The sequence below is a fragment of the Rhodanobacter sp. LX-99 genome, assembly GCF_018599185.1.
Classification (GTDB): domain Bacteria; phylum Pseudomonadota; class Gammaproteobacteria; order Xanthomonadales; family Rhodanobacteraceae; genus Rhodanobacter.
Window position 1 is genome coordinate 99,234 of record NZ_JAHFVL010000003.1, and the last position, 9,908, is coordinate 109,141.

The following is a 9,908-nucleotide window of genomic DNA, read 5'->3' on the forward strand; positions in this document are numbered from 1 at the left end:
AATGTCGCGCCGACTGCGTCTGATCCTGCTGGTACTTGGTGGCTTCGCGCTGGCGGCGGCGCTCGCTGCGGTGGTCGCCGTCTACCTGCTGCTGCAGCCGGAGCGCTTCACCCGCATGCTGCAGGCCCAGGCGCGCACCGCCGGGCTCGAACTGAACCTGGCCAGCCCGGCCAGCCCGGCCCTGTTCCCGCGGCCGGCGCTGGACCTGGACGGCATCACGCTCAACGCCGAAGGCGCCGGCGCGCCGATCCTGCTGGCCGCGCACGGCCAGCTGGTGTTGCCATGGCATACCGTGCTCGGCGGTCCCACGGTGATCTCGCAACTGCAGATCGAATCGCCCCGGGTCGACCTCGACGCGCTGCAGGAGTGGCTCGCCGCCCTGCCCGCGCAACCCGAGGGCGCGCCGCCGAACATCCCGCGCATCGACACCGGCGTCAGCATCAGCCACGGCAGCGTGGTGCGCGGCAACGAGGTGCTGCTCGGCAACGTCTCGCTCGAAGCCGGCAGCCTGATTTCCGGCCAGCCATTCCCGCTCGGCCTGTCCGCCGTCACCGCTGCGGGCACGCCGCTGCAACTGCGGCTGTCCGCCACGCCGCGCATCGAAGGCAACGCGCTGCAGTTGAACAACATCACCCTGCACCTGTCGCAGGGCAGCGCGATGACGCTCGCGCTCACCGGCAACGCGCACTGGCACGGCGCCGCCGACGCCGCCGCCAGCCTTGTCGGCAAGCTCGACCAGGCCAACGCCGGCCAATACGACATCTCGCTGCTGCTGACCCCCGCCGACCAGAGCAACCCGCTGCTGCTCGCGCTGAAACTCGACGGCCCCGCCAACCACGCCGACCTGCGCCTGCCGCCACTGGCGCTGGCCCACTGGTGGAGCCGGCTGGGTGATCCGCAAGGGCCGCAATTGAGCGTGCCGCCGGGCAGCGGCCACGCGGAAATCGCCAAGCTCGAAGCCGGCGGCATCAGCATCGAAGGCCTCACCATCCACGCCGGAGACGACGTGCCCGCGCCATCCGGAACTGCGGCCGCACCGGCGAAACCCTCCGGCAAGAAGCAGCCATGACCGCGTCCCTGGCCACCCGCTTGCTGCGCTGGTTCGACCGGCACGGCCGCAAGGACCTGCCGTGGCAACACGCGCTCGACGACGGCCGGCGCGACGCCTATCGCGTATGGCTGTCCGAGGTGATGCTGCAGCAGACCCAGGTCGCCACCGTGGTCGGCTACTTCGAGCGCTTCGTCAACGCGCTGCCCACCCTGCCCGACCTCGCCGCAGCCGACGAAGACACCGTGCTGGCGCTGTGGTCCGGGCTCGGTTACTACCGCCGCGCGCGCTTCCTGCACCGTGCCGCGCAGCTCTGCGTCGAGCGGCACGGCGGCGAACTGCCGCGCGACTTCGCCGCGTTGAGCGCACTGCCCGGCATCGGCCGCTCCACCGCCGGTGCGATCCTGGCGCAGGCGCACGGCCTGCGCTTTGCCATACTGGACGGCAACGTCAAGCGCGTGCTGACCCGCTACCACGGCATCCACGGCCACCCCGGCGAAAGCGCGGTGGAGAAGCAGCTGTGGCAACACGCCGAGGCGCATACCCCGGCCAGCCGTGTCGCCGACTACACCCAGGCGATCATGGACCTCGGGGCGACGCTATGCACACGCTCGCGCCCACGCTGCGAGGACTGCCCGCTGGCCGCCGACTGCATCGCCCATCGCGACGGCCTCACCACGCAACTGCCCAACCGCAAGCCGTCCAAATCCATTCCCACCCGCGCCACCGTGATGCTGATCCTGCGCGACCGCCACGGCCGCGTGCTGCTGGAACGACGCGGCCCGCAGGGCGTGTGGTCCGGACTGTGGAGCCTGCCCGAAGCGAGCGACCCGGATGGCGCCTGGCGCATCGCGCAGCAGCACGCGCAGATCGACGACGCGCAGGCGCTCGCCCCGTTCACTCACGTGTTCAGCCATTACCGGCTCGATATCGAGCCGCTGCTGTTCGACCGCGCGACAGCGCAGCGCGGCATCGCCGATAATCCGCAGTTGCGCTGGTGCAGCGCCGGCGAGCTCGGCGCACTCGGCCTGCCCGCGCCGGTGCGCAGCCTCCTGCTGCAGATCAACGACAGCGCCTGAGCAGACCCGCAAGCTGTATCCGTCACCGTGGCAGCCTCACCAGGATTCGAACCATGAGCCGTACCATCCACTGCACCAAGCTCGGCATCGACGCCGAAGGCCTCGACTTCGCCCCCTGGCCCGGCCCACTCGGCCAGCGCATCTACGCCGAGATCTCCAAGCCTGCCTGGCAGCAGTGGCTGGCCCATCAGACCACGCTGATCAACGAATACCGACTCAACCCGCTCGACCCGAAGTCACGCAAATACCTCGGCGAACAGATGGAGAAATTCCTGTTCGGCGGCGACTTCGCCCAGGCCGCCGGCTTCACTCCGCCCGACCACGAGTCTTGACGAAACGCCGTGCATTCGGTCTAATGCGCGGCTCCACGCATCATCGACAACCCTCACGGTCGTCCCTGATCGCCAGGTTCCCGGCCGGGTAGCTCAGTTGGTAGAGCAGGGGATTGAAAATCCCCGTGTCGGCGGTTCGATTCCGTCCCCGGCCACCATAAAAACAAAGACTTAGCCCGCTCTCACCCAGCGGGCTTTTTCTTGTGTCCGGCCCGTGTCCGGCTGGAAGCTGGCGCGGCGAATACCGCCGGAGTAGCCTCGAACGCCGGGGAAACTCAGGGGAACACGGATGAAGATTTTTGCAGGCCTCGCGCTTATCGGTGCGCTCGCTGGGTGCAGCACGTACCAGGCGCATAGCAACCTCGCCACACCTTACGCAGCTACGAACGCAAGTCGGGTGCAGATTCTTTATTCCCCGCCGCAGCGGGCGTATGAGTCCATCGGCATTGTCTCAGCCAAGCGCTACAAGCCCGGCTGGACCGACCCGACAGTGAGCGATGCCATTCCGCAATTGCAGGCAGCGGGCGCGGAGATTGGCGCGGATGCCGTCATCGTCCGAAACGATCAGCGGATGAATGATCGACACGTAGTCGTCGAAGGCGAAGCGATCAAATTCACGTCGCAATAGCCCGGAACGTCTCGCCGAAATGAAAAACGCCACCGTTGCGGGTGGCGTCGAAGACGTCAAGGATTCGGCGATCAGATCATGCCGTACTTTTTGCACATCTGCTCGGCGATATTGGTGTCCCCATCGTCGATGCTCAGCACCATGGCGACAGGTTCCTTGAGGTGCTCAGTGAAAACAGCGCCAAAGAAGTACACGTACCCGACATATGCGCCATAGCTATTTTTGGCGTTCAGTAAGCCACAAAGCGTGCCTTTACTATCAAGTGACACGTCCACGTCTTTGAACTTCAGCGAATCGGCATCCTTGAGAGTGGACTGCAGCGAATCTTTGATGGCTGCAAGTTCTTTTGGTGTTGCCGCCCTCTTGGCGGTTTGAGCATGTGCGCCAGCGAGCACCATCACCGCGAGCGCAGCCGCAAAGATCCGTTTCATTGTGCCCCCCCCCCTGTTTCGCGCCGTTGCAGCGCCAATGCAGCATAGCGCCCCGGTTCGTCGGTTCCACCTGACATGTGTGGTGTCGGCTACTGCCAGACACCTAGTCGGCTCGGGCCAGACTCGCGGGACACGGCAGGATCGCGCAATGGGTCAGCTGGCGGTGCCGGCGATTTGCGCGCGGGCATGTAAGCCATTCCCTGCTGCCGTCTCGTCACTTTTGATACTGACGATTTCGTCAGTATTATCAATAACTTGCATAAGTCTTTAGACGCATGTAGCGTGCCGACCAATCACTGGTCGGGACGATCGCCATGCAAATGCTTGAACTGAAACTCGCCGCAGATCCAGCCGCCGCCGGCAGCTTTACAGGCCTCGCGAGCACCCCCGATCTGGACCGCAGCGCGGACGTTATCGAGCCGGGTGCATGGGCGCAGACGTTGGCCGCGTGGCAATCGCGAGGCGGCCGCATCCCGCTGCTGTATCTGCACCGGCAGGATGACCCGATCGGCGCGATTACCAGCGCCAGTGCCACCGGCCGCGGGCTGGAAGTCGCCGGACAAATTGCCATCGCCACGCCGACCGGCGCGATTGCGTATGAGCTGGCGAAGGTGGGCGGACTGTCGCTGTCGATTGGCTACGTGATTCCTGCAGGCGGGGCGACGATGGTCGGCAACGTGCGGCACATCCGCGCGATCGACCTTTACGAAATTTCCCTTGTACCCATCGCAGACAACCCCGCGGCCATCGTGTCGTCGGTGAAGTCGGCGAAGGAATGCAAAACCATCCGCGAGTTCGAGCACCTGGTGCGGGATGCACTGGGCCTATCCGCTCGCGGAGCGAAACACCTAGCGGCCGTGGGCTGGCCGGTGCTGCATCGAGATGATGCCGCACAGCGTCGAGACGATGCGCCGCCCAGCGTAACCGCTCAACAGGTGCGGCAAGCGCTGCGCCTCTCCTAATCGAATCGAGGCAAAAATCATGGATAACGAAATCATCGAAGCCGTGCGCGAGCACGCGGAAAAGATCGAGGCAAAGGCCGCGGCCGATCGTCTGGAAATCAAGGCACTGAAGGATGCGAACGCCGAACAGGCCGAACTGGTCAACGGCATGGCGCAGGAAATCGCCGAGATGAAGACGGGCGCGCGAATCGTCGGCGGTAATTTCAACGCTGCGCCGTCCCCGTCGGCGGAGTTCGTCAAGTCGTCACAGCTGCAGGCCATGCGCGACGGCGCGAACGGTACAGGCCGCGTCACGCTCAAAAGCGGCGGTCTCAAGCTGCTGACCAAGGCCATCTCGAATACTGGCGTGGGTCAGTCGGGCGACCAGTCCTACAGCGTCGCGCCGGATCGTGACAGCAGCAACTTGTGGGCAAACCCCCAGCGCCGTCTGTCGCTGATCGACGCCATGCCCACGTTGCCGGTGGGCACCGCGACGTTCCTTTACATGCAGCTGTCGGGATACGCGAACGCTGCAGCCGTGCAGGCAAAGGAAGGCGACGCCAAGGCACAAGGCAGCATGCCCACGGCCGAAGTCACCGCCAACATTGCGACTGTCGCCCACTTCGTGCGGTCCAGCCAGCAGGTGATCGACGACGCTCCGGCGCTGGCGTTCCAGCTCGATAACCTGCTGTCGTATGGCTGCATGTCGAAACTGGAAAACCTGTTGATTAACGGCACCGGTGGCGCTGGCCAGATCAAGGGTCTGCTGGCGTATGCAACGCCCTTCGCTGCTGCTGCTGACGCCGCGGCGGATCGTATCGGCGAGGCACTGGACGAGCTGGACAGTAACGGCTGGCACGCGTCGGTGATTGTCTTGTCGCCGGCCGACTGGGGTGCCATCCAGCGCGAGCGGTCGACCACCAACGGCCAGTATGTGCTGGGCAGTGCGCGCAACCCGGCGCCGCCGTCGTTGTGGTCGGTCCCCGTGGTGACGTGTCCGGCGCTGGCGGCAGGTACTGCCCTGGTGCTGGACGCTTCGCAGCTAGCGTTGCTGGATCGTCAGGAAGTCGTGGTCGCATCGAGCCGCGAGGATGGCAGCAACTTCACCACGAACATGGTGACCACGCTGGCCGAACTGCGCGCCGGCCTCGCTGTGTTCTCGCCGGGCGCGGTGCTGTCGGTGGATCTGACGCCGACCACGTAAGGGACAACGGCCGCGGTATGTGCGATCGGGGCGGCCAGCAATTGCATACCCGACGCATGTCGCCCAGCTGGCGGTGGTGACTCCAATACAACACCAGCATGCAGCGGTACGCGGTAGCCCTCGGGCGCATCAGCACGCCGAGCCCTGCAGACCAGCCCCCGGCCAGCGCAATCTGGTGCGGGGGCAACCCGCGAGTAATTACAGCTACCGGGAGGGCGGGTGCAAACCTCCCGCATCGGTCACTGTGGACCGCGTGGGCAACTGGGCTTTCGCATCCGCAAATCAGATTTTTCAGCGCAGGAGGTTCCATGCCAGCAAAACGCAAGCCCGCCGCGCTGCAGGAACTGAACGGCGCATGGCGCAAAGACCCCCAGCGCAGGCGCATCCAGCCCACCGCCACCGGGCCTATAGGTGCGCCGCCGAAGCAATCAGCACTCACATTCGAGCAAGCCTGGCGCTACCTGGTGAAGTGCGCCCCCGATGGCGTACTGGCCGACCGTGATCGCGTCTGGCTGGAAGTGGCTGCGCATCTGCTGCTGCAGTTCCGCGCCGACCCAGCCAACATGCATCCCGCGAAGCTGTCACGGCTCACGGCCTGCCTATCGGCGTTGGGTCTGTCCCCGGCTGACGCCTCGCGCGTCGTGGTCGCACCCGCCAAGCCCGAACACTCCGACTTCGATTGACGCTGTGCCGGTTCATCGCGCACCTTTTTGTGCGCTCCTTTATCCCCACACCCCTAGCGCGTGGAACTGGCGCAACTGGCGCAGCTCCTTTGCGCTCATTGGTCTATTGCGCCGATTGTAGGAACTGGCGCAATTGGCGCAATTGGCGCAGCTGCAATTACAAAGCGCTGCCTTAATTTCCGGGCGCTATTTTGGAAGTCCTCCGCAGTGATTTTCCCGGCGCGCTGCAGATCGGTGATTGCGGCCCAGAATGCTTCGCGCCCGCGCGGCCCCCGCAAGTGCGTCGGCAGATCAGGGAAGTTTTCCAGTAGCTTCTGTGTGGTCGCCGGTCCGGTGCGCCCGGTCGACACCGTCACACCGTCCGCAATCGCTGCCGCAATCGCCGCCATTACCGCGTCGGCATTGCTAGCGTGCTCGGCGCCGTCGCCGCTGTCATCAGGGACCAGCACGCCGCTATCGGTCCAGCGCAGGCGCACGGGCTCCGCTTTGGCCCCCAGGTTGGCCTTCTCCTGCACCAGTTGGACACCATCACGATCAGCCAGTAACGCTAGCCTTGACCGGGCGCTGTTGTGCCACCCGGTCGACCCGGAGTAACTGTTGCCGGCACTGCCATAGCGCGCTGCATTTTTGTCGATGTGTGCGAGGAGTAAAACACCCGCTTCGTTGCGATGCCCCAGCCCGGCCAGCGTCCGCACGAACACGCGCACGGCTCGGCGGTCCGACTCGTTGAAATCGACCGCATCACTGGCATTGTCAATCACAATCAGGCCGGCATCGCCGACAGCTGCGCGAAGCTCAATCAGTGTCGGTGTTTCCTCGATCTTCCGGCCGGAATAAGCGCCGGTCTCAGCCATCAGCGCCGAAAGGCTGCCGCTGCCATCAAGCAATCGTATGTTGCGTCCAACAGCAGCAGGGTCCAAACCGTATGCGGCGCAGATCCTGCGCAGACGAAGGCGCACGATATCGCCGCCATCCTCCAATGAAGCAAACAGAACAGGGCGGTGCTCCGTCTCGAAACCGGCCCACGGTGCGCCGACAGCTACATGAGCTGCGACGGTCAGCGCGAGATTTGTTTTTCCTGAACCGCCATGACTGCCCAGCAAAGTAAGGTGTGCGCAAGGGATCAATGTTTGCACGACGTAGCGCACGGGCTTCACCTGCGCGTGTGCCAAGTCGCTCAGATCGACGGGGCGCAACACACCCCCCCCCCGGCCTCAGCTGGCAGTGGCTGATGGCCGAATATCTCCGCGGGATCGACTACGGGCGACCAGTCACCCGCCGTCAGATGCTCTACTGCGCCCGCGACCGCCCGTGCAATTTCATCGGGCGCCATCTCGCGCGACCACCGCCCTGCATCGGCCATTGCTTTCAGTGTGGCGATCGCTTCCCCGCGTTGCAGCCCAGCCAGCACCAGCTTGCGCGACAAGCTCAGCAGATCTTCGTGGCGGCCGGTCTCGATCGGCTCACTGTCGGCACGCTCGACCGCGGGCGCTTGCTGGCGAGTGGTCGGCGGAAAGGCTTCCAGCAGCTGCTCCGCAGTGAACCGCGGGTGCGCGTTCCAATGCAGTACGCGGGACATGAAAGGCGAGCCCTTCACGTGGATGAATCCGGGCAGGCGCATCACGCGGGGCAAGTCGCACACACTGGCATCGCTACCGAAGCGGGCGGCGATGGCCTGTTGCAGCGGCTTGAACTGCGCCAGCGGCAGTCCATCACAGAGCCAGTAGGCATGGAAGCGGCCGGGGCTGGACTCGACAACCATATGCGCCTGCAGGTCGCAGGCCAGCACGGGTGCGAGGGGTGCGCCATCAAGGTCAGCGAACACGGCACGAACGCGGGTTATCTCGCGCGCCTTGTGTCCGCCCTGATTGACCACCACGAACACGCCGCGGCCTGCGGCGCTGTCGGCGACCAGTGCTTCCGCATGCTGCAGTAGCGAGCCGGTGTAGTTGCGACCTGTGCCGTTTCCCAAATCGGGAAAAGTGCGGAAGCAAAAGTCTGAAGTTGCCGGATCGGTCCATTGGAGGAACAAGGCCGCGGCGCTAACATCCACGTGCAGCCCGCGCCCATTGGTCTGCATCTCGCCGCCTCGGTCCTGCACGATCGGGGCGGCTTCATTTTCAGCGGGTCGTTTCATCGTTCTGTTCCTTCATTCGATCCAGCGCGCGATACGCCGCGGCAATACAGCGCACGGCAACACGCACGACAGCGGTAGCACCATCCACGTCTGGTGCGGGGCGCGCAGACATGGTGTATAGCGCGCGTGCGCACTGGTGCAGTGATTGCGGCGCCTCGTCGGGGACGATCAGCCGTCCCAGGTGCAGCGCGATCAGATCCAGCTCGCTGAGCACGGAAAGCGCCTGCGCATGCCTCGGCGTTTCTGGCCAGCCGTCGATGGCCGCGGCAAGGTTCCGCAGGCGTTCGGCGGCGGCACTCACGGTCGGACCCTCTTTGCGATCGCACCACGCGCTGCCGTCACCTTCTCCAAGCTGTCCAAAGGATCGACGGATCGCATCGGGTACAAACGCACAAAGGAGGCGACGGCGCGGCCGAACTCACACATGGATGCCGTCGGGTTTCGCACCCAGTCAAAGCGGCTTAGTGAAGGCTGCATGCGTTCGGCCTTCAGGTCGGCAAGCTCGGCGCGCACTTCGCCCAGTTCTGCCAGCAGCTCCGATTCATCCGCGCGGCCGGTAGCGTCGCGCTCTACGTCGTCGGCCAGTTCGGCCAGCACTTCCAGTGTGACCTGCCGGTTCTCAGCCATCGCGCGACTCCATGCCATGCTGCGCGCGATCAATTGCGCCGTGGACTGGCCGCCATAGCCGGGCGTCAGCCACAGCCGTAGCAAGTCCAAGGATTCACGATCGGCGGCCATGCGGGTCAGAGCCAAGATGCAATGGACAGCCATCCAGACGTCGGCGGCATCGGGTTGGTCTGACGCGTAGCAGTCAACGATGATCGACCAGCCTTGTGCCTCGGCTCGATGGTTCGTGTAGATGCCGCCGTCTTCCATTTCCGGCGAAATGGCGTCCAGAGCTTCCACGATCGCGGCATGATTTCTGGTCGCGCCGGTCATCGCTGCACCTCGACGCTGAAAGCGATCAGCGCGCGTCGCAGGGGCTGCAATGCTTCGGCATTAATGGCTGGCAGGGAATCAAGCCGTGCTAGCGCATCCGCCCAGTCAGTACCGCCGCGGCGCAAGGATCGGATGACTGGACGCATGAGCGCCACCACGGTCAACTGATAATCAGGCGGCACCTGCTGCGCCAGATGGGTCAGTGCCAGGTCGGCAGCATCGGCCAGGTCGTCGCGAGAGGAATTGAGGGCCAGCGCGATCATGCTTGCGGCTCCGGTTCCTGCCGCTGCGAATCCAGCCAGCCGGCGATGTCACCGGCACGGTATAGCACCCGGCCGCAGACTCGCAGGAACGGCGGGCCGCGGCGCAGCCGGCGCCAGCGTTCGAGAGTCACCGGCGAACGCTTCAGAACTGCCGCCGCTTCGCGGGGAGTGAGATTTTCTTGCGTGGTATTCATGAGTTACACCCTCGTTGGTTGGGTGTAAC

At 64.9% G+C, this 9,908-nt stretch carries 14 protein-coding genes and 1 tRNA gene; 8 read left to right on the forward strand and 7 right to left on the reverse strand.

Annotated features, from left to right (window positions below; genetic code table 11):
- Window position 1 precedes the first annotated feature (1 nt).
- From KK131_RS14760 to KK131_RS14780, 5 genes are all read left to right on the forward strand, one after another.
- Window positions 2–1,069, forward strand: a complete 1,068-nt coding sequence (locus KK131_RS14760) for a membrane assembly protein AsmA (RefSeq protein ID WP_214557492.1) — start codon at window positions 2–4, stop codon at window positions 1,067–1,069.
- A complete protein-coding gene (gene mutY / locus KK131_RS14765; protein ID WP_214557493.1) occupies window positions 1,066–2,127 on the forward strand; it encodes an A/G-specific adenine glycosylase in 1,062 nt (353 codons plus the stop codon). The genes KK131_RS14760 and mutY overlap by 4 nt, the downstream gene beginning before the upstream one ends.
- 53 nt (window positions 2,128–2,180) lie before the next feature.
- Window positions 2,181–2,459, forward strand: a complete 279-nt coding sequence (locus KK131_RS14770) for an oxidative damage protection protein (protein WP_214557494.1) — start codon at window positions 2,181–2,183, stop codon at window positions 2,457–2,459.
- Between the two features lie 82 nt (window positions 2,460–2,541).
- Window positions 2,542–2,617: transfer RNA gene (locus KK131_RS14775), tRNA-Phe, on the forward strand.
- A gap of 131 nt (window positions 2,618–2,748) precedes the next feature.
- Window positions 2,749–3,087, forward strand: a complete 339-nt coding sequence (locus KK131_RS14780) for a hypothetical protein (protein WP_214557495.1) — start codon at window positions 2,749–2,751, stop codon at window positions 3,085–3,087.
- 71 nt (window positions 3,088–3,158) lie between these two features.
- On the opposite strand, the gene KK131_RS14785 is transcribed toward KK131_RS14780, so the two are convergent.
- Window positions 3,159–3,518, reverse strand: coding sequence for a hypothetical protein (locus KK131_RS14785; protein WP_214557496.1), 360 nt, complete (start codon window positions 3,516–3,518; stop codon window positions 3,159–3,161).
- 314 nt (window positions 3,519–3,832) lie between these two features.
- On the opposite strand from KK131_RS14785, the gene KK131_RS14790 reads away from it, so the two are divergent.
- The 3 genes from KK131_RS14790 to KK131_RS14800 all read left to right on the forward strand — a co-directional run bounded on the left by KK131_RS14790 (window position 3,833) and on the right by KK131_RS14800 (window position 6,346).
- Window positions 3,833–4,480 carry an HK97 family phage prohead protease gene (locus tag KK131_RS14790; RefSeq protein ID WP_214557497.1) on the forward strand — a complete coding sequence of 216 codons (648 nt, stop codon included), beginning with the start codon at window positions 3,833–3,835 and terminating at the stop codon, window positions 4,478–4,480.
- Between the two features lie 19 nt (window positions 4,481–4,499).
- The gene (locus KK131_RS14795) at window positions 4,500–5,663 is read left to right on the forward strand and encodes a phage major capsid protein (protein ID WP_214557498.1); all 1,164 of its coding nucleotides are present in this window, start codon (window positions 4,500–4,502) and stop codon (window positions 5,661–5,663) included.
- A 308-nt stretch (window positions 5,664–5,971) separates the two neighbouring features.
- Complete coding sequence (locus KK131_RS14800) at window positions 5,972–6,346, forward strand: hypothetical protein (protein ID WP_214557499.1); 375 nt, start codon at window positions 5,972–5,974, stop codon at window positions 6,344–6,346.
- A 95-nt stretch (window positions 6,347–6,441) separates the two neighbouring features.
- Here KK131_RS14800 and KK131_RS14805 read toward each other — a convergent pair whose 3' ends face one another.
- From KK131_RS14805 to KK131_RS14830, 6 genes are read right to left on the reverse strand one after another with little or no spacing between them, the layout of a single operon-like run.
- Window positions 6,442–7,494: an AAA family ATPase gene (locus tag KK131_RS14805; RefSeq protein ID WP_345777262.1), complete on the reverse strand. Its 1,053-nt coding sequence runs from the start codon at window positions 7,492–7,494 to the stop codon at window positions 6,442–6,444.
- A 29-nt stretch (window positions 7,495–7,523) separates the two neighbouring features.
- Window positions 7,524–8,483 (reverse strand): DNA-primase RepB domain-containing protein, encoded by a 960-nt coding sequence (locus KK131_RS14810; RefSeq protein WP_214557501.1) that lies wholly within the window; start codon window positions 8,481–8,483, stop codon window positions 7,524–7,526.
- Window positions 8,467–8,784 (reverse strand): hypothetical protein, encoded by a 318-nt coding sequence (locus tag KK131_RS14815; protein ID WP_214557502.1) that lies wholly within the window; start codon window positions 8,782–8,784, stop codon window positions 8,467–8,469. Before KK131_RS14815 ends, KK131_RS14810 begins: the two co-directional genes overlap by 17 nt.
- Window positions 8,781–9,422, reverse strand: coding sequence for a hypothetical protein (locus KK131_RS14820; RefSeq protein ID WP_214557503.1), 642 nt, complete (start codon window positions 9,420–9,422; stop codon window positions 8,781–8,783). Before KK131_RS14820 ends, KK131_RS14815 begins: the two co-directional genes overlap by 4 nt.
- Window positions 9,419–9,685 carry a hypothetical protein gene (locus KK131_RS14825; protein WP_214557504.1) on the reverse strand — a complete coding sequence of 89 codons (267 nt, stop codon included), beginning with the start codon at window positions 9,683–9,685 and terminating at the stop codon, window positions 9,419–9,421. The genes KK131_RS14820 and KK131_RS14825 overlap by 4 nt, the downstream gene beginning before the upstream one ends.
- On the reverse strand, window positions 9,682–9,879 hold the full coding sequence (locus KK131_RS14830; protein ID WP_214557505.1) for a helix-turn-helix domain-containing protein: 198 nt from the start codon (window positions 9,877–9,879) through the stop codon (window positions 9,682–9,684). Before KK131_RS14830 ends, KK131_RS14825 begins: the two co-directional genes overlap by 4 nt.
- Between the last annotated feature and the right edge of the window lie 29 nt (window positions 9,880–9,908).

Excerpts from the sequence above, each read along its gene's own strand:
- KK131_RS14830 (WP_214557505.1), bottom strand. The coding sequence starts at position 9,879 with ATGAATACCACGCAAGAAAATCTCACTCCCCGCGAAGCGGCGGCAGTT.
- KK131_RS14795 (WP_214557498.1), top strand. The coding sequence starts at position 4,500 with ATGGATAACGAAATCATCGAAGCCGTGCGCGAGCACGCGGAAAAGATC.
- KK131_RS14760 (WP_214557492.1), top strand. The coding sequence starts at position 2 with ATGTCGCGCCGACTGCGTCTGATCCTGCTGGTACTTGGTGGCTTCGCG.
- KK131_RS14820 (WP_214557503.1), bottom strand. The coding sequence starts at position 9,422 with ATGACCGGCGCGACCAGAAATCATGCCGCGATCGTGGAAGCTCTGGAC.
- KK131_RS14780 (WP_214557495.1), top strand. The coding sequence starts at position 2,749 with ATGAAGATTTTTGCAGGCCTCGCGCTTATCGGTGCGCTCGCTGGGTGC.
- KK131_RS14810 (WP_214557501.1), bottom strand. The coding sequence starts at position 8,483 with ATGAAACGACCCGCTGAAAATGAAGCCGCCCCGATCGTGCAGGACCGA.
- KK131_RS14825 (WP_214557504.1), bottom strand. The coding sequence starts at position 9,685 with ATGATCGCGCTGGCCCTCAATTCCTCTCGCGACGACCTGGCCGATGCT.
- KK131_RS14785 (WP_214557496.1), bottom strand. The coding sequence starts at position 3,518 with ATGAAACGGATCTTTGCGGCTGCGCTCGCGGTGATGGTGCTCGCTGGC.
- KK131_RS14800 (WP_214557499.1), top strand. The coding sequence starts at position 5,972 with ATGCCAGCAAAACGCAAGCCCGCCGCGCTGCAGGAACTGAACGGCGCA.
- mutY (WP_214557493.1), top strand. The coding sequence starts at position 1,066 with ATGACCGCGTCCCTGGCCACCCGCTTGCTGCGCTGGTTCGACCGGCAC.
- KK131_RS14770 (WP_214557494.1), top strand. The coding sequence starts at position 2,181 with ATGAGCCGTACCATCCACTGCACCAAGCTCGGCATCGACGCCGAAGGC.
- KK131_RS14790 (WP_214557497.1), top strand. The coding sequence starts at position 3,833 with ATGCAAATGCTTGAACTGAAACTCGCCGCAGATCCAGCCGCCGCCGGC.